21 protein-coding genes, 1 other RNA gene and 1 pseudogene are annotated in these 21,718 nt (G+C 72.0%); 15 read left to right on the forward strand and 8 right to left on the reverse strand.

The window, feature by feature from the left end:
• The first annotated feature begins 69 nt into the window (after window positions 1-69).
• Genes ACIGZJ_RS01315 through ACIGZJ_RS01325 form a run of 3 tightly spaced genes read left to right on the forward strand, consistent with a single transcriptional unit; the run spans window position 70 to window position 2,832 of the window.
• The gene (locus tag ACIGZJ_RS01315) at window positions 70-906 is read left to right on the forward strand and encodes a Nif3-like dinuclear metal center hexameric protein (RefSeq protein WP_396455368.1); all 837 of its coding nucleotides are present in this window, start codon (window positions 70-72) and stop codon (window positions 904-906) included.
• Window positions 907-929: 23 nt separating this feature from the next.
• Window positions 930-1,673, forward strand: coding sequence for a zinc ribbon domain-containing protein (locus tag ACIGZJ_RS01320; protein ID WP_396455369.1), 744 nt, complete (start codon window positions 930-932; stop codon window positions 1,671-1,673).
• Between the two features lie 4 nt (window positions 1,674-1,677).
• A complete protein-coding gene (locus ACIGZJ_RS01325) occupies window positions 1,678-2,832 on the forward strand; it encodes a bifunctional RNase H/acid phosphatase (protein WP_396455370.1) in 1,155 nt (384 codons plus the stop codon).
• A gap of 51 nt (window positions 2,833-2,883) precedes the next feature.
• Here the strand turns inward: ACIGZJ_RS01325 and yaaA are convergent, their stop codons facing one another.
• Entirely contained in the window at window positions 2,884-3,669 is a 786-nt protein-coding gene (yaaA, locus tag ACIGZJ_RS01330; RefSeq protein WP_396455371.1) for a peroxide stress protein YaaA, read from the reverse strand.
• Window positions 3,670-3,762: 93 nt separating this feature from the next.
• On the reverse strand, window positions 3,763-4,209 hold the full coding sequence (locus ACIGZJ_RS01335) for a DUF3995 domain-containing protein (RefSeq protein ID WP_396455372.1): 447 nt from the start codon (window positions 4,207-4,209) through the stop codon (window positions 3,763-3,765).
• Window positions 4,210-4,323: 114 nt separating this feature from the next.
• On the opposite strand from ACIGZJ_RS01335, the gene ACIGZJ_RS01340 reads away from it, so the two are divergent.
• From ACIGZJ_RS01340 to rnpB, 5 genes are all read left to right on the forward strand, one after another.
• A complete protein-coding gene (locus tag ACIGZJ_RS01340) occupies window positions 4,324-4,659 on the forward strand; it encodes a hypothetical protein (protein WP_396455373.1) in 336 nt (111 codons plus the stop codon).
• Window positions 4,656-5,072 carry a type II toxin-antitoxin system death-on-curing family toxin gene (locus tag ACIGZJ_RS01345; protein WP_396455374.1) on the forward strand — a complete coding sequence of 139 codons (417 nt, stop codon included), beginning with the start codon at window positions 4,656-4,658 and terminating at the stop codon, window positions 5,070-5,072. Before ACIGZJ_RS01340 ends, ACIGZJ_RS01345 begins: the two co-directional genes overlap by 4 nt.
• Before the next feature lie 107 nt (window positions 5,073-5,179).
• On the forward strand, window positions 5,180-6,637 hold the full coding sequence (locus tag ACIGZJ_RS01350; protein ID WP_396455375.1) for an RNB domain-containing ribonuclease: 1,458 nt from the start codon (window positions 5,180-5,182) through the stop codon (window positions 6,635-6,637).
• A gap of 26 nt (window positions 6,638-6,663) precedes the next feature.
• Window positions 6,664-8,151: an MFS transporter gene (locus tag ACIGZJ_RS01355; protein ID WP_396455376.1), complete on the forward strand. Its 1,488-nt coding sequence runs from the start codon at window positions 6,664-6,666 to the stop codon at window positions 8,149-8,151.
• 13 nt (window positions 8,152-8,164) lie between these two features.
• Window positions 8,165-8,564, forward strand: an RNA gene (rnpB, locus tag ACIGZJ_RS01360) — RNase P RNA component class A.
• A gap of 21 nt (window positions 8,565-8,585) precedes the next feature.
• Here rnpB and ACIGZJ_RS01365 read toward each other — a convergent pair.
• Window positions 8,586-9,074, reverse strand: a complete 489-nt coding sequence (locus ACIGZJ_RS01365) for a very short patch repair endonuclease (RefSeq protein ID WP_396455377.1) — start codon at window positions 9,072-9,074, stop codon at window positions 8,586-8,588.
• Between the two features lie 558 nt (window positions 9,075-9,632).
• On the opposite strand from ACIGZJ_RS01365, the gene ACIGZJ_RS01370 reads away from it, so the two are divergent.
• The 6 genes from ACIGZJ_RS01370 (at window position 9,633) to ACIGZJ_RS01395 (ending at window position 19,211) form a co-directional block, all read left to right on the forward strand.
• Window positions 9,633-12,236: a Z1 domain-containing protein gene (locus ACIGZJ_RS01370; RefSeq protein WP_396455378.1), complete on the forward strand. Its 2,604-nt coding sequence runs from the start codon at window positions 9,633-9,635 to the stop codon at window positions 12,234-12,236.
• Complete coding sequence (locus ACIGZJ_RS01375; protein WP_396455379.1) at window positions 12,233-13,252, forward strand: PD-(D/E)XK motif protein; 1,020 nt, start codon at window positions 12,233-12,235, stop codon at window positions 13,250-13,252. Before ACIGZJ_RS01370 ends, ACIGZJ_RS01375 begins: the two co-directional genes overlap by 4 nt.
• Window positions 13,249-15,141, forward strand: a complete 1,893-nt coding sequence (locus ACIGZJ_RS01380; RefSeq protein WP_396455380.1) for a hypothetical protein — start codon at window positions 13,249-13,251, stop codon at window positions 15,139-15,141. Before ACIGZJ_RS01375 ends, ACIGZJ_RS01380 begins: the two co-directional genes overlap by 4 nt.
• Window positions 15,138-16,040 (forward strand): hypothetical protein, encoded by a 903-nt coding sequence (locus ACIGZJ_RS01385; RefSeq protein ID WP_396455381.1) that lies wholly within the window; start codon window positions 15,138-15,140, stop codon window positions 16,038-16,040. The genes ACIGZJ_RS01380 and ACIGZJ_RS01385 overlap by 4 nt, the downstream gene beginning before the upstream one ends.
• Complete coding sequence (locus tag ACIGZJ_RS01390; RefSeq protein WP_396455382.1) at window positions 16,040-17,923, forward strand: DUF6339 family protein; 1,884 nt, start codon at window positions 16,040-16,042, stop codon at window positions 17,921-17,923. The genes ACIGZJ_RS01385 and ACIGZJ_RS01390 overlap by 1 nt, the downstream gene beginning before the upstream one ends.
• A gap of 73 nt (window positions 17,924-17,996) precedes the next feature.
• Window positions 17,997-19,211 carry a DNA cytosine methyltransferase gene (locus ACIGZJ_RS01395; RefSeq protein ID WP_396455383.1) on the forward strand — a complete coding sequence of 405 codons (1,215 nt, stop codon included), beginning with the start codon at window positions 17,997-17,999 and terminating at the stop codon, window positions 19,209-19,211.
• 55 nt (window positions 19,212-19,266) lie between these two features.
• Here the strand turns inward: ACIGZJ_RS01395 and ACIGZJ_RS01400 are convergent, their stop codons facing one another.
• The 3 genes and pseudogenes from ACIGZJ_RS01400 to ACIGZJ_RS01410 all read right to left on the reverse strand — a co-directional run.
• Window positions 19,267-19,524, reverse strand: a complete 258-nt coding sequence (locus ACIGZJ_RS01400; RefSeq protein ID WP_387940175.1) for a Prokaryotic metallothionein — start codon at window positions 19,522-19,524, stop codon at window positions 19,267-19,269.
• A gap of 101 nt (window positions 19,525-19,625) precedes the next feature.
• On the reverse strand, window positions 19,626-20,024 hold the full coding sequence (locus ACIGZJ_RS01405; RefSeq protein WP_396455384.1) for an ACT domain-containing protein: 399 nt from the start codon (window positions 20,022-20,024) through the stop codon (window positions 19,626-19,628).
• 38 nt (window positions 20,025-20,062) lie between these two features.
• A pseudogene (locus ACIGZJ_RS01410) lies at window positions 20,063-20,194 on the reverse strand (pyridoxamine 5-phosphate oxidase); the annotation flags it as partial.
• A gap of 276 nt (window positions 20,195-20,470) precedes the next feature.
• Between ACIGZJ_RS01410 and ACIGZJ_RS01415 the strand changes: the two are divergent.
• Window positions 20,471-20,986 (forward strand): PadR family transcriptional regulator, encoded by a 516-nt coding sequence (locus tag ACIGZJ_RS01415; RefSeq protein WP_392927465.1) that lies wholly within the window; start codon window positions 20,471-20,473, stop codon window positions 20,984-20,986.
• Between the two features lie 36 nt (window positions 20,987-21,022).
• Here the strand turns inward: ACIGZJ_RS01415 and ACIGZJ_RS01420 are convergent, their stop codons facing one another.
• Together ACIGZJ_RS01420 and ACIGZJ_RS01425 are read right to left on the reverse strand one after the other, a co-directional pair.
• Window positions 21,023-21,220 (reverse strand): hypothetical protein, encoded by a 198-nt coding sequence (locus ACIGZJ_RS01420; protein ID WP_396455385.1) that lies wholly within the window; start codon window positions 21,218-21,220, stop codon window positions 21,023-21,025.
• 26 nt (window positions 21,221-21,246) lie between these two features.
• Complete coding sequence (locus tag ACIGZJ_RS01425; protein WP_392927470.1) at window positions 21,247-21,477, reverse strand: hypothetical protein; 231 nt, start codon at window positions 21,475-21,477, stop codon at window positions 21,247-21,249.
• Window positions 21,478-21,718 lie beyond the last annotated feature (241 nt).

Below are 21,718 nucleotides of genomic sequence, written 5' to 3' on the forward strand. Positions count from 1 at the left end.
GCCCCGCGCGCACCGGCCCCGGGACGGGCGGCGGCCCGGACGCCCCCGCGCGCACGGTAGTCTCGACAGGTGCCGAAACTGTCCGACGTCATCACCGCGCTCGAAGAGGTCTACCCGCCGCAGTGGGCGGAGTCCTGGGACGCCGTCGGCCTGGTCTGCGGGGACCCTCAGGCCGAGGTCGGCCGCGTGCTCTTCGCCGTGGACCCAGTACAGGCCGTCGTCGACGAGGCCGTCGAGTGGGGTGCCGACCTGGTGGTCACCCACCACCCCCTCTATCTGCGCGGCACCACCAGCGTCGCCGCCACCGGCTTCAAGGGCCGGGTCGTGCACACGCTGATCGGCAACGGCATCGCCCTGCACGTGGCCCACACCAACGCCGACCACGCCGACCCGGGTGTCTCCGACGCCCTCGCCGAGGCGGTCGGGGTCCAGGTCACCGGCCCGCTGGTCCCGGACCCGACCGACCCGCTCGGCCGGCGCGGCAGCGGCCGGATCGGCCTGCTGGAGCCCCCGCTCACCCTCGCCGCCTTCGCCGCGCAGGTCGCCCTCGGCCTGCCGGCCACCGCCACCGGCGTCCGGGTCTCCGGCGACCCGGACCGGCTGATCGGCCGCGTCGCGGTCTGCGGCGGCTCGGGCGACAGCTTCCTCGCCGAGGCGCGGGCGGCCGGTGTCGACGCGTACCTCACCGCAGACCTGCGCCACCACCCGGCGTCCGAGGCCGTCGAGGCGGCGCCGGTCGCCCTGGTCGACGCCGCGCACTGGGCCACCGAGTGGCCCTGGCTCACCCTGGCCGAGCGGGCTCTCCACAGCGCCGCCGAGAAGCGCGGCTGGGCCGTCGAGACCAAGGTCTCCCACAAGGTCACCGACCCGTGGACCGCGCACGCCCCCATGTCCTTCACCGCCTGACCCGATTCACAGGAGCTCTCCGCTTGAACGCCGCGCCCGCCGACCAGATCCGCCTGCTCGACCTCCAGGCCATCGACTCGAAGCTCGACCAGCTGGCCCACCGGCGGCGCAGCCTGCCCGAGCACGCCGAGATCGACAAGGCCACCGCCGACCACACCGCGCTCAAGGACCTCGTGGTGGCCGCCCAGGCCCAGCACGGCGACACCACCCGTGAGCTGACCAAGGCCGAGCAGGACGTCGAGCAGGTCCGCACCCGGTCCGCCCGCAACCAGCAGCGCCTGGACTCCGGCACGATCACCTCGCCGAAGGACCTGGAGAACCTCCAGCACGAGATCGGCTCGCTGGCCAAGCGCCAGGGGGACCTGGAGGACGTCGTCCTGGAGATCATGGAGCGGCTGGAGTCCGCCCAGACCCGGGTCACCGAGCTGACCGCGCGCCTAGAGCACTCCACGGTCGTGCTGACGGAGGCCGAGACCCGCCGGGACGCCGCCTTCGCCGAGATCGACAGCGAGGCCGAGAAGGTCAAGCGCGACCGCGAGGCCGTCGTCGCCGTCGTCCCGGCCGACCTGCTGAAGCTCTACACCCGCCTGCGCGAGCAGCAGGGCGGCGTCGGCGCCGCCCGTCTCTTCCAGCGCCGTTGCGAGGGCTGCCGGGTCGAGTTCGCCGTCTCCGACCTGAACGCCATCAAGGCCGAGCCCAAGGACGCGGTCGTGCGCTGCGACAACTGCGGCCGCATCCTGGTGCGCACCGCCGACTCGGGCATCTGACCCGATGGCGGGGCGCAGGTTCATCGTCGAGGCCGACGGCGGCTCCCGGGGCAACCCGGGGCCGGCCGGTTACGGCGCGGTGGTGCGGGACGGCGACACCGGCCAGATCATCGCGGAGGACGCCGAGTTCATCGGCCACGCCACCAACAACGTGGCCGAGTACAAGGGTCTGATCGCCGGCCTGAAGGCGGCCCGGGAGATCGACCCGGACGCCTCGGTGGACGTCCGGATGGACTCCAAGCTGGTCGTCGAGCAGATGTCCGGGCGTTGGAAGATCAAGCACCCCGACATGCAGCCGCTCGCCGCCGAGGCCCGCACCATCCTCCCGCGCGGCCAGGTCAAGTACACCTGGATCCCGCGCGAGCGGAACAAGGACGCCGACCGGCTGGCGAACGAGGCGATGGACGCGGGCAAGGCCGGCCGGGCGTGGGAGCCCAAGGCCCGCGCCGTCCCCGCGACGCCGGCCGCGCCGGTGGCCGAACCCCCGCTGGAGAAGGCCGCGCCGAAGGCCGGCTGGGCGGCCCCGGCCGACCTCGGCATGCCGACCACCTTCGTCCTGCTGCGCCACGGCGAGACCGCCCTCACCCCGGAGAAGCGATTCTCCGGCAGCGGCGGCAGCGATCCGGAGCTCTCCGAGAAGGGCCGCTGGCAGGCCGAGCGGGCCGCCGAGGCGCTGGTCGCGCGCGGCAGCATCCAGGCCGTGGTCAGCTCCCCGATGCGCCGCACCCGGCAGACCGCCGAGACCGTCGCCGCCCGGCTCGGCCTGGAGGTCCGGTACGAGGAGGGGCTGCGGGAGGTCGACTTCGGGGACTGGGAGGGTCTGACCTTCGCCGAGGTCCAGGAGCGCCACCCGGAGGACCTCAACGCCTGGCTCGGCTCCGCCAAGGCCAAGCCGACCGGCAGCAGCGAGAGCTTCACCACGCTGACCCACCGGGCCGGGGTCGCCCGCGACAAGATCCTCGCCCGCTACCCGGGGAAGACCGTGCTGGTCGTCTCGCACGTCAGCCCGATCAAGACGCTGGTCCGGCTCGCGCTCGGCGCCCCGCCGGACTCGCTGTACCGGATGGAGCTGTCGGCGGCCTCGCTCTGCGCCGTCCAGTACTACGCGGACGGCAACGCCTCGCTGCGGCTGCTCAACGACACCGGGCACCTGCGCTGAACAACCCGGCGGCGGGCCCTCGGCCCGCCGCCTGGTGCATCGCACCGCAGCTCAGTGCACCTCGGTGACCACCACGTCGAGCTGCCACGGCTTGCGCGCGGTGCCCTCGGCCGCGACCTCCACCCGGTGGCCCAGCTCCGACAGCGCGTCCACCAGCTCGTCGGGCGTCTTCGGCTCGGCGCCCGCCACCAGCAGGTCGCGCACCAGCCGGCCCTTGGTGGCCTTGTTGAAGTGGCTCACCACGGACCTCTTGCCGTCGCGCTCCTGCAGCACCCGCACGGTGGCAGTCCGGGACACCACCTCGCCGGCCGGCCGCCACGCCGCCGCGTACGCCGAGCTGCGCAGGTCCAGCACCAGGCCGTCCGCCACCTCCGGCAGCACGGACGCCATCGCACTCCGCCAGAACGCCCCGAGCGCCCCCGGGCCGGGGAGTTTCACGCCCATCGAGCAGCGGTAGGGCGGGATGCGGTCACCGATCCGGACGGCGCCCCAGAGCCCGGAGAACACCAGCAGCGAGCGCTCGGCCCGGTCGTACGCGGCCTCGTCGAGGGTGGCCAGACCGAGGTTGTCGAAGAGCACGCCGGTGTACACCTCGCCGGCCGGCAGCGCGCCGGCCGTCGGCAGGCCCGCGTTCCGGGCGACCTCGCCGCGCAGGCCCGGGCTCAGCCCGAGCACCCCGGCGGCGGCCTCCTCGTCACCCCGGCAGAGGCCGACCAGGGCGTCCAGCACCTGCGCGCGCGCCGCCGTCAGCCCGGGCAGCGACAGCCCGTCGAGCGCCACCGGCACCCCGTCCCCGGACGCGGCCTTGCCCTCCGAGGGCGGCAACAGCACCAGCACAGCGGACTCCTCAACATTTTGTGCGGACGAACCCCGCCACCCTACGCAACCCGACCGGACCGCCGGTAACCCCGCCGCCCACCCCCGTCCCCGCTACGCGTCCGCGCCCCGGCCCGCCGCCGCGACCACGGCCGCCCCGGCGCCGAGCGCCAGGCAGAGCGGCGAGTAGTACCGCGTGTTCAGCCGCTTGAACCGCTCCGTCCGCTCGGTCAGCCCGCCGAACAGCAGCGGCCCGGCCGCCCCGCGTGCCAGCAGCACCCCCGCCACCGTCCGGACGCCCGCCCGGCGCACCCGCTTCGCCCCGGCCGCCGGCAGCACCCCGGCCTCCGCGCCCACCAGGTACGCGGCCGTCCCCAGCAGCCCGGCCACCGCGAGGCAGGCCGCCACCGGAGGCACCGCGTCGCCGGTCCCGATCACCGTGTCCGCGAACTCCTCCGGTGTCCGCGCCGGCCACGGCGTCACCGTCCACACCGCGTGCAGCGCCCCCGTCGCCGCCAGCACCCCGGCCACCGCTGCCCCCGTCACGCGTACCGCACCCATCGGCGAGCCCCCTTCGCATCCGATACCTGGGACCACCCTAGGAGGCCTTACACGGAAACCAGTGGGCCCCCAATCGCTCCCCGGCCTACGGTGGCACCGAAGGAGAGTGACGAGATGACCATGCGCCCCCTGGACCTGGTACCCGGCGACGACGACGCGGTGGAGGAGTCCCTGCCCGTCCGACTGCCCGCCGACCTGCCGCCGCAGACCCGGCAGGCGCTGGAGTTCGCCCTCCGGGCGGCCGCCCAGGCGGTGCTGGCCGGCCGGGTGCGGGTGACCGGGGCGACCGACCCGGACCGCGCGGAGCTGGCCTTCGACGTACGCCGGTCCGAGGTGCCCGAGGCGCTGGCCGAGCAGCCGGCACCCGGCCGGGCCGAGCGCCGGGCCGCCATGGTCGACCGGATCCGGGCGGCCAACGCGGAGACGCTGGAGAGGCTGAAGGACCTGTGACCGCGCCGGGGGGACCGGACGCCGTCGAGTACCTCGACCTGGAGGACGTCAGCTACCTCGCCGGAGGCCCGGAGAACATCCGCGACCTCGGCGCACTGCTCTCGGCCCTCGGGCGCCCGCAGGCGACCCTCTTCGGCCGGGACGCCTACCCCGACCTCTGGACCAAGGCGGCCGCACTCGGCCAGAGCCTCGCCCGCAACCACCCGCTGATCGACCGGAACAAGCGCACCGCCTTCGAGGCGATGCTGCTCTTCCTCGACTACAACGCCCAGCCGTACACCGACCCGCACCCGGACGACGCCGTCGCCTTCATGCTCCGCCTGGCCACCGGCGGCTACGACGACGCCGTCGCCCTGGCCGCCAAGGACCTCAGGTCCCTCCTCGGCGCCGAACCCGGCCGGGCCGGGGCCTGAGCCCGGCCCGCTCCGGCCCGCCGCGCCCCGGCCCGACCCGGGCGGAGGTCGGCGCGCCCGCCGCCGACCTCCGCCCGGAATCACCCGATTCGCCCTACGCTGCCTCCATGCCACGCCGAAAACTGCGGGTCAAGGCCGCCGACTCCGCCCGGATCAACACCGAACTGGCCGACCTGCGCACCCGCCTGGAGATCCGCACCGAGTGGCCGGAGGCCGTGCTGGCGGAGGCCGAGCGGGCCGTCGGGTCGCCGCGCCTGCCGGAGTACGACGCGACCGGGCTCCCGCTCTTCACCGTCGACCCGCCCGGCTCCCGCGACCTCGACCAGGCCATGCACCTCGCCCACCGCCCCGGCGGCGGCTACCGGGTGCACTACGCGATCGCCGACGTCGCCGCCTTCGTCCGCCCCGGCGGGGAGATCGACGCCGAGGCCCGCCGCCGCGTCGAGACCCTCTACTTCCCCGACCGCCGCGTCCCGCTGCACCCCGCCCGGCTCTCCGAGGACGCCGCCAGCCTGCTGCCGGGGGAGACCCGCCCCGCCCTGCTCTGGCAGCTCGACCTGGACTCCGACGGCGCCGTCGTCCTCGCCGACCTGCGCCGGGCCCTCGTCCGCTCACACCGCCGGCTCGACTACGCCGAGGTCGAGCGCGCCGTGGAGGCCGGCGGCGCCGACGAACCGCTCGCCCTGCTCGCCACCGTCGGGCGGCTGCGCGAGGAGCAGGAGCGCGCCCGCGGCGGGATCAGCCTGCCCGTCCCCGAGCAGGAGATCGAGGAGACCCCGCGCGGTTACGTCCTCGGCTACCGCGCACCCGGCCCCGCCGACGGCTGGAACGCACAGATCTCCCTGCTCACCGGCATGTGCGCGGCCGAGCTGATGCTGGACGCCGGCGTCGGCCTGCTGCGCACCCTGCCCGCCGCCCCCGCCGCCGCGTACCAGCGGCTGCGCCGGGTCGCCGCCGCGCTCGACGTCGACTGGCCGGACACCCTCCCCTACCCGGAGCTGATCCGCTCCCTCGACCCCGGCGTCCCGCTGCACGCGGCCTTCCTCAACGAGTGCACCGGACTGCTGCGCGGCGCCGGCTACCAGGCCTTCGACGAGACCCAGGACCTGCCGGCCCCCGCCGACCCCGGGCACGCCGCGCTCGCCGCCCCGTACGCGCACTGCACCGCGCCGCTGCGCCGCCTCGCCGACCGGTTCGCCCAGGAGGTCTGCGCCGCCGTCGCCGCCGGCGAGGACGTCCCGGACTGGGCCCGGGAGGCCCTGCCGGGCGTGCCCGCGCTGATGGCGGGCGGGGACCGCCGCGCGGCCGAGGTCGAACGGGCCTGCGTGGACCTGGTCGAGGCGGAGCTGCTGGCCGGCCGGGAGGGCGATGACTTCACCGCCGTGGTCGTCGACGTGGACGAGAAGCGCCCCGCCTACGGCACCGTCCAGCTGCGCGAACCCGCCGTCCGGGCCCGCTGCGACGGGGAGCGCGACCATCCGGGGCTGCCGCTCGGCGAGGAGATCCGGGTCCGGCTGACGGCGGCCGACCCCGCCACCCGTACGGTCCGCTTCGCACCGGTCTGAGCCCGGCCCCGTGCGAGGATCGGAGCGTGCCCGACCCCACACTCCCCGCAGCGGCCGGCCGGCGCCGCCGACTGCTGATCCTGGCGATCTGCTGCCTCAGCCTGTTCATCGTCGGCCTCGACAACACCGTGGTGAACGTCGCCCTCCCGGCGATCCAGAAGGACCTCGACGCCCCGGCCTCCGGGCTCCAGTGGATCATCGACGCCTACACCCTGGTGCTGGCCTCGCTGCTGATGCTGTTCGGCTCGGTGGCCGACCGCTTCGGGCGCCGCCGGGTGTTCCAGGCCGGACTACTGCTCTTCGTGCTCGGCTCGCTGCTCTGCAGCCTGGCGACCAGTCTGGAGTGGCTGGTGGTGTTCCGCGCGGTGCAGGCCGTCGGCGGCTCGATGCTCAACCCGGTGGCGATGTCGATCATCACCAACACCTTCACCGAACCCCGGGAGCGGGCCCAGGCGATCGGCGTCTGGGGCGGGGTGGTCGGCATCTCGATGGCGCTCGGCCCGCTGCTCGGAGGCTTCCTGGTGGACGGCGCGGGCTGGCCGTCGATCTTCCTGATCAACGTCCCGATCGGGCTGGTCGCCTGTCTGCTGACGGCCCGGTACGTCCCCGAGTCGCGCGCGCCCCGGCCGCGCCGGCTGGACCCGGTCGGGCAGCTGCTGATGGTCGTCCTGCTCGGCAGTGGTACCGCCGCGATCATCGAGGGCCCCGAGCACGGCTGGACCTCCCCGCTGATCCTCACCCTCGCCGCGGCCGCGCTGGCGGCCCTGGTGGCCTTCCCGCTCTGGGAGCGGCGGGTGGCCGAACCGCTGGTGGACCCGCGCTTCTTCGGCAGCGTGCCGTTCACCGGCGCCACCGTGACGGCGGTCTGCGCGTTCGCCGCGCTCGGCGGCTTCCTCTTCCTCAACACCCTCTACCTCCAGGACGTCCGCGACTACAGCCCGGTCGAGGCCGGCCTGTGGACCCTGCCGATGGCCGGGATGATGCTGGTCTGCGCCCCGCTGTCCGGCCGGATCGTCGGCGTCCGGGGCCCGCGCGGCCCACTGGTCGCGGCCGGTCTCGGACTCGCCGCCAGCGGGCTGCTGCTCACCCGGCTGACCGCGGACTCCCCGCCGGCCCTGCTGCTGGCCGCGTACGCGCTGTTCGGCTTCGGCTTCGGCATGGTCAACGCCCCGATCACCAACGCCGCCGTCTCCGGCATGCCGCGCGCCCAGGCGGGTGTGGCCGCCGCGGTCGCCTCCACCAGCCGCCAGGTCGGCCAGTCGCTCGGCGTCGCCGTGATCGGCACCGTGGTCACCTCGGCGGTGGTCGGCCCGGTCGCGAGCGGCTTCGCCCCGGCCAGCCGGTCCGGCTGGTGGATCGTGGTCGGCCTCGGCGGCGTGATCCTCGCCCTGGGCCTGGTCACCACCACCACCTGGGCCGTCGGCACCGCCGCCCGGGTCGCCGCCCGCTTCGGCTCCGAAGTGCCCGCGCCCCGGCCCGGCGTACGGGAGGCCCCGCCCGAGCGGCTACCATGACCACTACGGCGGAAGAGTCGGCCGGGCGGTCGCGACGGGTCCTCACGGGCCCGCCGAGGAACGTCCGGGCTCCACAGAGCAGGGTGGTGGGTAACGCCCACCCGGGGTGACCCGCGGGACAGTGCCACAGAAAACAGACCGCCCGCCGCTTCGGCGACGGGTAAGGGTGAAACGGTGGTGTAAGAGACCACCAGCGACCGGGGTGACCCGGCCGGCTAGGTAAACCCCACCTGGAGCAAGGTCAAGATCGGTGCCCTCGGGCACCGTGCGCGGATGACCGAGGGCTGCTCGCCCGAGTCCGCGGGTAGACCGCACGAGGCTGTCGGCAACGGCAGCCCTAGATGGATGGCCGCCTCCCCGGCCCGCGCAAGCGGACCAGGAGACAGAACCCGGCGTACAGGCCGACTCTTCCGCCCCTTCCCGGCCTGCCGGGCCTAACCGGTACCCCCGGCGTCATGGCCCGTAGACGCCCGCTGCACGCTGACGGCCGCCATGACGGTCCGGGCGGCCGATTCCGCCGCGGTGTGCTCCCACACCCGGATCACCGTCCATCCGGCCTCCTCCAGAGCACGGTTCGTCTCGGCGTCCCGCTCCTTCGTCCGGTCGAGCTTGGTGGACCAGAACCCGCTGTGTGAGGCGGGCCTGGTGCCGTGCTCCGGGCAGCCGTGCCAAAAGCACCCGTCGACGAAGACGGCGATCCTCGCCTTGGGGAACACCAGATCCGCTGTGCGGCGAAGGTGCGGCAGCGGGCGGGCGGACACCCGGTAGCGAAGACCCGCGGCGTGCAGAAGAGAGCGCAGGCGCAGTTCCGGGCCGGTGTCCTTGCCCTTGTTGGACTGCATGGAACGACGGGTGCCCGTCGAGGAGGCCCACGAGGTGGACCGATCATCGACCTCGGTGAGAAGGCCCGCCTGGCGCGCCAACCGCCATCCCTCCTTCAGATTGGCCGCGCGGGTACGCCGCGAGACCACCCCCAACGGGACGCCGCGTGAGCGGCCGTCGACGGACCAGCGCAATCCGGCGCGGGTCGTTCCGGTTCGCGTCGACGTGGTCAGGACGACGCTGGCGGGCCGGAGACGTCCGCCGCCGACATCGACGAGCCGCGCGGCAGGGCCGCCCGCCGCCCGGTCCTGCTCGCGGATCCGCTCGGCACGGCTCGGCTTCTTCGCCCCCTCGATCGGGGCCCGAGACCCCGCCGCGTCCCTCTTAGTCAAGTCCACTCCCTCGACCCTCCGGCCCGTATCGAATGCCTGGTGGCGGCTGGTTCCCGGGCTGCGTTCCCAGCCTAGGGCGTTGGTGTGACAGGGCGTGGTGGTGGAGATCGAACAGGTCGGCCGTAGGTCGCGGACCGGGAGGTCTTGGGAGAGGACGTTCCCTGTACTGTCTTTGCAATCGATCCTTGGCTGGGGGCTCTCATGCCGCCGTCATGCCACGGGTGGGGCGTGGGCGAATCAGTGAGACAGGGGAGCCGGGACGTCGTCATGGACGAGTTCGACCAGCAGTACGAGGGATTCAAACAACTGATCAAGCAGAAGACGCCCGAGCAGGCGCTGACCATGATCAGGCTCTTCGGCATGAGTGAGGAGCTGGCCAAGCGGGTCGCGGAGCGACACCAGCAGGAGACCCTCAGGATCCGGGAGATGCGTCAACCCGGCTCGGTGGTCCGCAACAACCGTGAGACCTGGTACGTGGGCCCGCAGGCCGGCGATCGCTGCTGGCCGGCCCTGCAGGGCCTGCTCAGGGCCGGACAATGGGACGACGCGGCCCTGCACGGCTTGGACGACGCCTCAACCAAGGTGGTCTCCATGCTTGACCACCCTCTGGAATCGACGTTCTCCACCCGCGGGCTGGTCGTCGGGTACGTCCAGTCCGGCAAGACCACGAACTTCACCGCGCTGATCGCCAAGGCGGCGGACGCGGGCTACAAGTTCTTCATCGTGTTGGCCGGAATGCACAACGGCCTGCGCCGCCAGACCCAGCTTCGGCTCCAGGACCAGCTCGTGGACCAGGTGGTCGACCAGTGGCACGCGCTGACCGGCCCCGACGGGGACTTCGAACCACCGCACGGCAACCCTGCGGCGTTCTTCGCGCAGAGCAACGGTCAGCACGTCCTGTGCGTGGTGAAGAAGAACGTCCCCAGGCTGCGGAAACTCAAGAGCTGGCTTGAGAAGGCCCCCGACTATCTCAAGGGCTGCCCCACCCTCATCATCGACGACGAGGCGGACCAGGCCAGCGTGGCCTCCAAGACCACGAATCCGCTGATCAGGGAGATCATCGACCTCTTTCCCAGGGGCGGTTACGTGGGCTACACCGCAACCCCCTTCGCGAACCTCCTCATCGATCCGGCGAGCGAGGACCTCTACCCGAGGGACTTCATCGTCAACCTGCCGAAGCCCGAGGGCCACTTCGGAACGGAGGTGCTGTTCGGCCGCCAGCCGATCGACGGCGAGGGGCCGGAGGACGCCCCGGACGGTTACGACATGATCCGCGCCGTCCCGTACGCGGAGATCCCGCTGGTTCGACCCGGGCGGGACGAGCTGGACGGGTTCGTCCCCGAGATCGGTGGAGCCCTGCGGGACTCCGTTCTCTACTTCTGGTTGGCCACCGCCGCGCGCCGTTTCCGCGGAACCGGCAACCGGCACTCCACGATGCTCGTCCACACCAGCGTCAGCACCGTGGTGCACGAGAGCTTCAAGGGTCCGTTGGAGGACTTCCGCGCCGAGGTCGCCGCCCAGGTGGCGGGTGGCGACGAGGCGATGCTGAGTGAACTCCGCGAGCTGTGGGAGCAGGAGACGGCGAAGGTGGGGGCCGTCGAGTTCGGGGAGGAGGCCACCTCCTTCGACGGACTTCTGAAGCATCTGGGCGGGGTGTTGACGGAGTGCCGGATCATCCTTGACAACTCCACCAGCGTGGAGCGCCTCGACTACGAGAACGGGCCCGTCACGGCGATCGCGGTCGGTGGGAACACCCTGTCGCGGGGTCTGACCCTGGAGGGCCTCGTCGTCAGCTACTTCGTCCGGGGGGCCTCCACCTATGACACGTTGCTCCAGATGGGGCGGTGGTTCGGCTTCCGCAAGGGGTACGCGGACCTTCCCCGTGTGTGGATGACCGACGACCTTCGCGAGTGGTTCCGCCACATCGCCACCGTCGAGGCCGAGATGCGGCGGGACATCGACCGGTACCTGGTCGAGGACGAGACGCCGCTCACCTTCGCCGTCCGGCTGCGAAGCCACCCCGCCCTGCGGATCACCGCGGCGGCGAAGATGCGCGACGCGATCAGGGCGAGTTCCTCCTACGGAGGGCAGCGGGTTCAGACGCGCTACTTCCACACCCACGACGCCGACTGGCTCAGGGGCAATCAGGAGGCCGCGAGCGGACTTCTCCGCGACGCGCTGAGGCTTGACGGCGCGCGCCACGAGGACCTTTCACTTCAGGGCCGACCGGGGCGGCACATCCTTCGCGACGTGTCGCACGGCACGATCCTCGGTTTCCTGAAGGCGTACCGGTTCCACGAGAAGTCGATGGACTGCGACACCAGGCTGCTCAGCGAGTACATCGAGAAGCGGACCCGGACCCGCAACGGCGGATCGCTGCGCCGCTGGAACGTCGCGGTCGTGGGCAACGCCCCGAGTGGTTCGCCCGACACGGGCTACGAGTTCATCGAGGGCATCGCCGTGGACCGGATCGTCCGAGCGAGGCAGCAGTCCGTGGATCCGGCGGCCGCCGACATCAAGACCTTGATGAGCCCGATCGACGCCGGCATCGACCTCGATCTGCAGGCCTGGTCGGGCCGGAGGATCACCGAGGAGATGCTGAAGCAGGCGAGGCAGTCCCAGTGCCCCGACACCGGCCTGCTCGTCCTCTACCCGATCGACCGGACGTCGCCGCCGACCCGCAAGGAACGTCTGCCGCTGGACGCCGTCGAGCACGTCATCGGGGTCGGGATGGTGTTCCCGGAGCCCAGTGGCGAGGACAGCAGGGTGGACTGGTTCAGTGCCGACCTCTCCGGCGTTGTGGTCGACGAGGACGTGGACAACCTGCCGGAGGAGGACCTCGCGGCGGCTCTCTACGAGGGGCAGATGTGATAGCGGGCGGGGGACTTCAGACCATCCTCGAAGAGCACTGGTCGGCTCTCGACGCGGGGTCCGCGACCACGGACGACGACGTCGTGCGCACCTCGGAACTGCCGGTCGACACGGAGTTCGGCCGTCTGCTGGCGGCCGTGGACGGCCGGGGGTTTCGCCACCTGTTGATCCCGCTTCAGCGGCGTCAGACGGTTTCCAGGACCATGGTCGGAGCGGCACTGCGCATCGTCGAGCGTCCGTTGCAGGACGACACGGGTTACGGCCGGTACGCGGACGTGGCCTGTTCGCTCCGTGAGCTCGACGACGTCTTCACCGGACTCTGCGGGGACGTCCTCGTGGCCCTCGAAGCGGACGGGGAACGCCCGTACCGCACGGCCCTGGCCGTCGTGGACCGGTGGCGGCGGCTCTTCGCCGGCGCCCCGAGGACACTCACGCATGAGCAGCTGGTCGGACTGCACGGTGAACTTCTCGTTTTGACCAGGTTGTTGACGATCGACCCTGGGGCCGTCCGACTCTGGGTGGGGCCCGAAGGACAGCGGTACGACTTCAGCGACGGCCGCTACGCCGTCGAGGTGAAGAGCACGGCGACGGTCTCCGAACGCAGGTTCTTCCACGTGCACGGTCTGGACCAACTGGAGGAGCCCGTCGGGGGCGCGCTCCTCCTTGGCTGGCACCGGTTCGAGGAGCACCCGGAGGGTGCGACCCTGAAGGAACTGGTCCAGCAGGTCCGTGACCTGTGCGACGACGAGGCGGGGTTCCTCTCCAAGCTCCTGAGGGTGGGCTATCGACCCACCCTCGAAGACCAGCAGGCCGACCGACGGCTGAGGCTCGTCGAGTGTCGCTGGCACCCGGTCGACGACGCGTTCCCCAGGCTGATCCCGGCCTCCGTGATCGGTGAGGTCCCCGTGGCGGTGTCGGACATCCGCTACACCGTGGATCTGGCGGGTGTGCGTGGAGAACCGCTGCCGGTCGACGTCGTCGACGACCTGCTGGCCCGGATCGGAGGAAGGCCATGACGCCAATGCCGCGCTGGTTGTCCGAGCAGCAGGGCCCAGGCGGGGGGAACGGCGGACCTCTGCTGCTCCGCCGCCTCGACGCGACCAGGCTGGACCCCCTCACTCTCCTTGTCAGGGAGTCGGCGCAGAACAGCTGGGACGCCCGGACCGGGGACGGCCCGGTCGACTACACGATGGAGCTGCGCACCCTCACCCCCGGTGAGGCGCCGGTATGGCGGGCACTGTTGGAGCGCGACGCCCCGATCCCCGCCCACCTTCCCCTGCGCTCCTCGCTTCATCGGGGAGCGCCGCGAATGCTCACCGTGACCGACGTCGGCACGAGGGGCCTCGGCGGTCCGACCAGGGCGGACCAGGTATCGGACGGCCCGTCGGACTTCGTCGCCTTCGTGCGAAACGTCGGGGACTCCCAGGACGTGGAGAGCCGCGGCGGCACATACGGGGCCGGTCGGGTGGTCTTCCACCTCGCGTCCGTCGCACACACCGTGCTGGTCCACACCCGGTGCCGGGTCGGTGGACGTATCGAGACACGGCTCATCGGGTGGGCCCTCCACGAGAAGTACTCCACCAGGACGGTCCACGGTCCCAGGGCCTTCACCGGCCGCCACTACTGGGGCGATGTCAGGGACGCCGGTGGCCAGGGCGGTCTGCCGTACGTCGAGCCCCTGGTGGGGGAGGAGGCGGACAGCACGGCCAGACGGCTCGGACTGCGTCCCTTCCCTCCCGGCGTCACCGGCACCACCGTCGCGATCATCGACCCCGACTTCGGCGAACGCACACCTGAGGAGGCCATGGGCAGGATCGCCGACGCCATGGTCTGGAACCTGTGGCCGAAGCTGCTCCCGGGGCCCGACGGGGTTCCGCCGCTGCGTCTCTCAGTGCTTCACGAGGGGCGGACCGTACCGGTGGCCGATCCGACCACCGTCCCGCATCTGGCGTCCTTCGTCCACGCGTTCCGCGCGATGGACAAGACCATCGAGCACAGGACCCTCGGACGAACCCTTGGGACCTTCGGACTCAAGCCGCTCATCTCGCCCTTCGGGCGCCCGCCGGAGGCGGCGCGTGAGGCGGGCGTCGACGAGCGGGTGCACCACACCTGCCTGATGCGGCCCGTCGACCTGGTGGTGCGCTATCTGGAGGGCCCGGCCCCGTCGGAGGAGGCGATGGGATACGCCGCGGTGTTCCGCGCCGATCCCTCTATGGACCGGATCTTCGCCGCGAGCGAGCCGGCCACCCACGACGACTGGCTGGTCGAGAAGCTCACGGGGGACGATCACCGACTCGCCCTTCAGGCCCTGAGGGAGATCAGGCGTGAGATGCGGGAGGCGGCCACTCCGCGGGTCCAGAACGGGGACGTCGGCGAGGGGGTCTCACTCGCGCCGATGAGTCGGTTGATGTCGGGTCTCATGGTGGGTGCCCCGGGTCGTGGAGGCGCGGCGGTGTTCCCGCCGGAGGGCCCGGCCGGTGGCCGGGGTCCCCGACCCACGAGTGGGCCCGAAGCGGCGGCGGGGGCCGTAGGACGGGGCGCCGCGGGCACCGGTCGAGGCCGCCGGTCGGCGCGAATTCGGTACGTGGACGATCCATACCTGGACGTGGTCGCCGATAGGGCGGTCTTGATCCAGCGCTTCCAGTTGTTGGACACCGGCCTGCACGAGGTGACGGCGGACCTTGCCGTCACCCTCGGTGGCGGCGGTCGGGAGGACGCGCCACCGCAGGGCGCCCCCGTACCGGAGGTGGTCGGATGGCGTTCCGAGGCCGGGGGACTTGTCCCGTCGCCGGTGCTTCACGTCGAGGGTGGCGATGACACGGTCTGGTCGCTCGTCGTCGCCCCCGCCCCCGACACCGTCACACAGATAACGGTGGGCGCCGAACACAAGGACGGCCTTGAATGAACCGTGAGGTCTTTCCCTACCGCAGGCCGCGTGGCGGGGACGTGTCGGCGGACGGGTGGCTGGTGCGGCTGGACGGGGACGGCCGAGGGCCGCTTCCGTCCAGCATCCCCGACTGGGACTACCAGTACGACCTCCGCTTGGAGCGGGAGGTCCGGATCGACGTGGACGCGGTTCGTCAATCGACGGGGCTTCCCGACGCCGCGCGCCTGGCGGTGGCGGTCGTCTGGAGCTCTTCCGGGTCCGGCCTGCGGGTGCGGGCGCACCACTGCGTCCTTCCCGTCGGCGGCGTCGTGACGGTGCCGATCGCCCTCACGGTCCGGGGGCGGGAGAGCGGTGGAATGCTGGCGCTGGAGACCCAGCTCGTCCTCGCGTCGCGGCTCGACGACGCCGATCCTCTCACCGCCCGTCGCGCGGGCTCCCTGCTGTGGCGGGACGAAACCCAGGTCCGTCTTGAAGGTGACGACTCCCAGTTCCCGATGAGCGTTCTGGACTTCAAGGAGGCGGGCTACCCGGAGGACGCCCCCTGGCTGTTGATGGTCGGTCAGGATGTGGCGTCGGCGGCCATGGGGGCGTTGGTGCTCCTGGTGAACAGTCGGACCCCGCTGGTGTTGGAGGCGATGAAGCGGGCCGGCCGCCCCGCCGCGGCCGACCGGCTGATTCACTCCGCGGTGCAGGCGGACGTGACGCGTTTGCTGGTCGAACACGCCATTCGAAACCCCGAGATCCAGGACGACGCGCGGTTCGAGCCGGACACCCTGGGTCACCTCCTGTTGGGGACCGTGCACACCCGTTTGCCGGGCATGTCGATGCGCGGGCTCCGCGAGCTCCATGAGGGTGACCCCTCGCTGTTCTCCGCCCGTCTTCAGAGTGCCGTCCAGCTGTTCGCGAAGGAGTCCTGATGGTCTTTCTGATGCCACAGTTGCTCCCCTCCGCGATCGGGGAGCTGCTGGAGGACCGGCGGGGCGCGTCGGTGGAGGAGCTTCGAAACCGTGCTGCCGTCGTTCACCCCGCCATGTACTACGCGGCGACGGGCGGCCGCCGGCTGCCGGTGGACCGGATGAGGGCGCTGCGAAACGAGATCGTCGCCCGGGCCTCCGAGAACGGCTTTCCGGGACGGTCGCCGGGGCGACGGGAGGCCGCACGGTTCGACATGGACGTGGCTCGGCTGTTGTACCGGGACGCGGGCATCGTGCCTGCGGAGGCACTGTCCCCGCAGCTGTGGGCGTTCCTGTCCCTGGTGGTCCTGCCCGACGTGACGGCGTGGCGGTTTCCCGGCTTCAACCCGCGCCGTGTCACCGGCCGAGACGTTACGCGGCACGTCTTCGGGAGGCTGTGGTGGCGGGCTCACCTGGTCGGTGGTGAACGGCTCGACCCCGACGACCTGTACGACGCCTTGTCCGTGCTCGGGGAGGAGGCCTTCGACCAGGTGTTCGCCCGACGGACGTCCATCGGGGCCAGCGCGCACCTGGTCTGCGGCATTCTCAGGGTGTGGCAGGAGTTCGACATCCCCGAGGACGAGGACATCGCCGACCGTCAGGTCTTCCGGGACTTCCTGAAGCGCATCCTCCGCCTGCGGGCGTTCGTCTCCTTCGACGCCCTCGACGAGGAGGAGCTCGACGAGGAACTGCGGATTCTGATCGGGGAGTCGCTGCACGCGATGACCGGGAGGCCCGCGGCCACGGGCACGACGCCGGCCGTGCCGACCCCGAGGACGGCGGCCGAGGCCGTCGTGCCGGTGGGATCGGGCCGACGGGACACGGGGCGGCCGTCGGTCGGAGGTGTGGCCGGCGCGGCTGAGACCGAGGTGTGCCCACCGACCGCCATAGACCTGTGCGCGGGAGTGGGCGGTATGGCCCTCGGACTGGAACGGGCGGGATTCGAGATCGCCGCGGCGGTCGACATCGACGAGGACAGCTGCGACACGCTCAGGGTCAACCGGCCGGGTTGGGAGGTCGTCAAGGGCGATCTTCAACAGATCGACCTCGGGCGACCGGTCTTTCGGCAGGGCGCCGACCTCCTGGTGTGCGGCCTGCCCCGATCCCCGTACACCTCGGCGGGTCGGCAGCAGGCGACGAGCGATCCGCGGGATGCGCTCGAAGGGGCCCTGTCGCTGGTGCGCGCCGTCCGGCCGCGCATTCTCGTGTTGGAGAACATTCCGGACTTTGCGGAGAAGCCCAAGTTCGAGGAGGCCCGGGCGAAGGCGATGGACGTCGTGGACGAGCTTGGCTACGTGATCGACTGGGGTGATCTGCAGGCGGTGGACTTCATGGTCCCGCAGAGCAGGGCGCACGGATTCGCGGTGGCGATGTCGGCGGCGGACATGACGCGTTTCTCGTGGCCCACACCACTCGACGGACATCGGCCCACGCTGGGCGAGACCCTGCTGCCGTCGATGGCCTCGCGGGGCTGGCCGCAGGCGGCCGACTGGGCCGCCCGTGCGGATGTGCCGGCCCCGCTGATCGTCGGCGGCGCGACGGGCCGCGGCGGGGCCGATCTCGGTCCGTCCAGGTCCAAGGCGATGTGGGCCCGGCTGGGAGTGTTCGGAGGGAGTCTGGCGGACGAGCTCCCCGCGCCGGACTTCGTCCTGGACCACGAGGTCGAACCCGCCAAGGGCCTGCTGCGGCTCACCCTTGAGCAGGTGGCCATGCTGCAGGGGCTTCCGCCGGAATGGAAGGTCCAAGGGAGGAAGACGTCCGTGTATCGACAGATCAGTCAGGCGGTTCCGCCGATCATGGCCGAGCAGTTGGGGCGTCGCCTGCTGCAGGTGCTGACCGGTGGGTGATCCGACTTTGGGGCCACCACGACATTCGTCCGGCGGGGCCGTCCGCCCTGATCACGAAGTAGAATCCGACACCATGCCCATCCGTGACTCTGATCCCACCCACCACGACGAGTCCCCCCGGGAGCTCACCGTGGTGGACCTGTTCTCCGGTGCGGGAGGATTCACCGCAGGCCTCACCAAGCGGTACCGGCCGAAGGGCGCGAAGCGCAGTCCGTTTCGCAGTATCGCCGCGGTGGAGTCCGACGACGCGGCGGCGGCGACCTACGCCGCCAACTTCGGCGGTCACGTCGCCAATGTGGACATCACCGGGTGGACTCCGCCCGAGGACGTCCTGAACGCGGACGTGATCGTCGGCGGTCCGCCCTGTCAGGGCTTCTCCGGTCTGGGCAAGGAGGACCCCGACGACCCGCGGAACCTCCTGTGGAAGGAGTACGTACGGGTGGTCGGGCAGGTCCGGCCGAGGATCTTCATCATCGAGAACGTCGACCGGTTCATGCGGTCTCCGCAATTCGAGGATCTGCAGAACGCCCTCCACGACGACCGGCTCGCGGACTACGAGATCGTTCCCGCGGTGCTCAACGCCGCCGACTACGGGGTTCCCCAGGCGCGGCGTCGGACCATCGTCATCGGCACCCGCAAGGACGTGATCGGGCGCCACCCCAGCCGGCGCCCGTTGAGCCATCCCGAGCCCACGCATGTCCGAGCGGCCGACCTCACCGGCAGGCCCGTGTGGCGGACGGTTCAGGAGGAGGTCTTCGATCACGTCCCGAAGACCGTCGACGGTCTCGACCTCCCCGACCGCCCCGTCTCCGAGGATGGCGTTCCGGGGCCGTACACGACCGCCGAGCTTCACATCGGGCGGGTGCCGCGACCTCTCTCGCTGGCCCGCTACGCCGCTATCAAGGCCGGTGGCAACCGCAAGAACCTTCGGGGTAAGACGGCCTGGATCGACGGGCAGGAGATGCCGCTCTCGACCGAGAGCTGGGACCGCCACAACAACGGCTCCGGCGACGTGATGGGGAGGCTGCACGCGGACCGGCCCTCGGTGACCATCCGCACCGAGTTCTACAAGCCGGAGAAGGGGCGCTACCTGCACCCCGAGGCCGACCGGCCGATCACCCACTTCGAGGCGGCCTTGATCCAGGGGTTCCCCGAGGACTTCAAGTGGCACGGGTCGAAGATCCAGATCGCGCGACAGATCGGGAACGCCGTCCCGGTCGGCCTCGGTGCCGCGATCGGCAAGGCGATCGACGAGTACCTGGCGGCCTGCGGACCGGACGGGTCCTGACCAGGACGGCTCTTGGGGGCACTCTCGGGTGCTGTGAGCCGCCCCACCCGGCCGGTCAGGCCGGGTGGGCGCCTACCGCGTCGCGGATCTGGTCGCCGAGGCCGCCGTTGAGGCGGGCGCAGTTGGCGCAGCAGAAGAAGCGGCCGGAGACCTCGACGCCGTGGCCGACGATCCGGACCTGGCACTGCTCGCAGCGCGGCGCGAGCTTCTCCATCGCGCATTCGAAGCTGTCGAAGGTGTACGTGTCACCGGTGATGGTCTTGATCTCGAAGGCCAGCCAGTAGTCGTTGTGACAGACGTCGCAGACCGCCATGGGGCCGTCTTCCTTTCGGTGGGGGCTGACCGACCGGGGTGGGCGCTCAGTGCTTCCCAGTGTCGGAGCCGTCGGGGGGAGCGGCCACTCGGTGCACCCGGTCAGGCGGACCGGGCCGACAGCCCGGCCAGGGCGCCGAGTGCCCGGTCGGCGTCGTCGGCGCCGACGAACAGGTGGTCGTGGTGGAACCCGGCCACGACGTTGCAGCTGATCCCCTCCTCCGCGAGCCGGGTCGCCACGGCGGCGGTCAGGCCGACGGCCTCCAGCGCCGAGTGGATCTGCAGGGTGATCCAGGCCGCCACGTACTCGTAGCGCAGGCCGAGTGCGTCCGCCTCCTCCTGTGCCACCACCACCGTCACCCCCTCGGGCTCGGCGACCGTCACCACCGGTCGCATCCCGGCGGGCACCTTCGCGGGGAGGGTGCAGTAGACGTACCTCCCCGGGTTGAGCACCGGGCGCATGTTGCTCAGCAGGGTCGCAAGGTCTCTTTCACCGGCCATGCCCGCCACCGTAGCGGCTGGGTCCGGATCCGGCGGGTTCAGGCGCCGTCGCGCTCGGCGCGTCGGCGGACCAGCTCCTCGACCGCGCTGGGGAGGGTCGTCTCGAAGTCGATCAGCTTCGCCCAGGTCGGGGTGACGACGATCCGCACCATGCCGTCGTAGAGCGAGCGGTATCGGTAGGCGTTGACGGGCGACAGTCACCGATATATCGTCGAGTTATCGAGACAGTGACGTGACTGTCCGAACGAACACGTCGGCGGACATGCCGGCGGAGATGGCAGGAGGTGGGCGCGATGCGCTCGACCAGGCGATTTCGAGAGGAGGGCCCGCGCGGCGGAAGGCGTCGTGGGACGGGTCCGGAGTTCGGGGGGATCCCCGGGGAGGGGTTTGAGAGCCGGGGGGCGTTCGGGGCCTTCGGGCCGCCGTTCGGGCCGCCCGGGCGGCCGATGGGCGGGCCGTTCGGCCAGGGCTTCGGCGGGCACGGCGGACGCGGGCACGGTCCGCGCGGCCGGCGCGGCGGGCGGGCCCGGCGCGGGGACGTGCGGGCGTCGCTGCTGGCGCTGCTCAAGGAGCGGCCTATGCACGGCTACGAGATGATCGCGGAGATCACCGAGCGGACCGGCGGGGCCTGGCGGCCCAGTCCGGGCTCGATCTACCCGAACCTCCAACTGCTGGAGGAGGAGGGCCTGATCACCGCCGAGGAGGTGGGCGGCAAGCGGCTGAACTCGCTGACCGAGGCCGGTCGGGCGGTGGCCGAGGCCGGGGACGCCGAACCGTGGGCGGAGGCCGGCCGGGAGGTCGACTGGGAGGCCGTCCAGGAGGTCGGCCAGGCGCTCGGCGCGGTCGACCAGGCGATCCGGCAGGTCATGACGACGGGCACCGAGGCGCAGCGCGCCAAGGGCCTGGCCATCCTCAACGAGGCGCGGAAGAAGCTCTACCTGGTCCTCGCCGAGGATGACTGACCGGCCAGGGGGGCCTGGAACGGGCGGTGCGGCTGCTCAGGGGCGGATGGCGAACAGCGTCACGCAGGCGAGCAGCAGCACCGCCCAGCCGAGCCAGAGCCAGCCGTTGGCGCCGAGCGCCGCGCTGTAGACGCTGATCACCACGAGCAGTCCGGCGGTGACCGCGGCCACCTGCCGGTTGTGGTGCGCCACGGCCTGCGGCCGCGTCCTGGGGTGCCGTGCGGTCCTGGCCATCGCGGTCCTCCCGGGGGGAGCGACCGTCACCCGGAGGCGCGGGCGGTGGCCGCCTCGTCGTACTCGTAGTGCCAGTACCAGCGGAGGCCCCGCTGCTGCTTGGCCCGGACGTACACCAGTGTGCGCGCCGCAACGTCCCCGTGCGCGGGGACCGGCACCTTGTAGGTCTTCGGTACGCCGTACATGGGCCCCAGCGGGATCGGCAGGATCCGGCCGTCCAGGGGGCCGCCGACGAATTCGGTGTCCGCGCTCTTCACCCCACCAGGGTCTCACCCCGGGGCGGCCGGCCGACCGCCGAGGTCGCGACCGGGGACCGCGAGGGGGAGGCTCTGTGAGGACCGGGTGCCGGGAGTGTGACCGGAGAGGCACCGCCCCCGGTCATCCGAAGGCGCCGCGCACCCTTATCCTTCCTGTTACGCCCTCGGGGTTCACCCGGGTCAGCGGGCCCGTACGGGCCGGGCGAGGCGCATGTCGCCGCGCCCGCCGAGCCGCATCCTG

Origin of the sequence: Kitasatospora sp. NPDC052868 (assembly GCF_044547105.1) — a bacterium.
Lineage (GTDB): Bacteria > Actinomycetota > Actinomycetes > Streptomycetales > Streptomycetaceae > Kitasatospora.

What these genes read in the sequence shown, in the direction of transcription:
- ACIGZJ_RS01325 (WP_396455370.1), top strand. Translation starts at nt 1,678, where the DNA reads ATGGCGGGGCGCAGGTTCATCGTCGAGGCCGACGGCGGCTCCCGGGGC.
- ACIGZJ_RS01335 (WP_396455372.1), bottom strand. Translation starts at nt 4,209, where the DNA reads ATGGGTGCGGTACGCGTGACGGGGGCAGCGGTGGCCGGGGTGCTGGCG.
- ACIGZJ_RS01340 (WP_396455373.1), top strand. Translation starts at nt 4,324, where the DNA reads ATGACCATGCGCCCCCTGGACCTGGTACCCGGCGACGACGACGCGGTG.
- ACIGZJ_RS01350 (WP_396455375.1), top strand. Translation starts at nt 5,180, where the DNA reads ATGCCACGCCGAAAACTGCGGGTCAAGGCCGCCGACTCCGCCCGGATC.
- ACIGZJ_RS01370 (WP_396455378.1), top strand. Translation starts at nt 9,633, where the DNA reads ATGGACGAGTTCGACCAGCAGTACGAGGGATTCAAACAACTGATCAAG.
- ACIGZJ_RS01380 (WP_396455380.1), top strand. Translation starts at nt 13,249, where the DNA reads ATGACGCCAATGCCGCGCTGGTTGTCCGAGCAGCAGGGCCCAGGCGGG.
- ACIGZJ_RS01385 (WP_396455381.1), top strand. Translation starts at nt 15,138, where the DNA reads ATGAACCGTGAGGTCTTTCCCTACCGCAGGCCGCGTGGCGGGGACGTG.
- ACIGZJ_RS01390 (WP_396455382.1), top strand. Translation starts at nt 16,040, where the DNA reads ATGGTCTTTCTGATGCCACAGTTGCTCCCCTCCGCGATCGGGGAGCTG.
- ACIGZJ_RS01395 (WP_396455383.1), top strand. Translation starts at nt 17,997, where the DNA reads ATGCCCATCCGTGACTCTGATCCCACCCACCACGACGAGTCCCCCCGG.
- ACIGZJ_RS01400 (WP_387940175.1), bottom strand. Translation starts at nt 19,524, where the DNA reads ATGGCGGTCTGCGACGTCTGTCACAACGACTACTGGCTGGCCTTCGAG.
- ACIGZJ_RS01405 (WP_396455384.1), bottom strand. Translation starts at nt 20,024, where the DNA reads ATGGCCGGTGAAAGAGACCTTGCGACCCTGCTGAGCAACATGCGCCCG.
- ACIGZJ_RS01415 (WP_392927465.1), top strand. Translation starts at nt 20,471, where the DNA reads ATGGGCGGGCCGTTCGGCCAGGGCTTCGGCGGGCACGGCGGACGCGGG.
- ACIGZJ_RS01420 (WP_396455385.1), bottom strand. Translation starts at nt 21,220, where the DNA reads ATGGCCAGGACCGCACGGCACCCCAGGACGCGGCCGCAGGCCGTGGCG.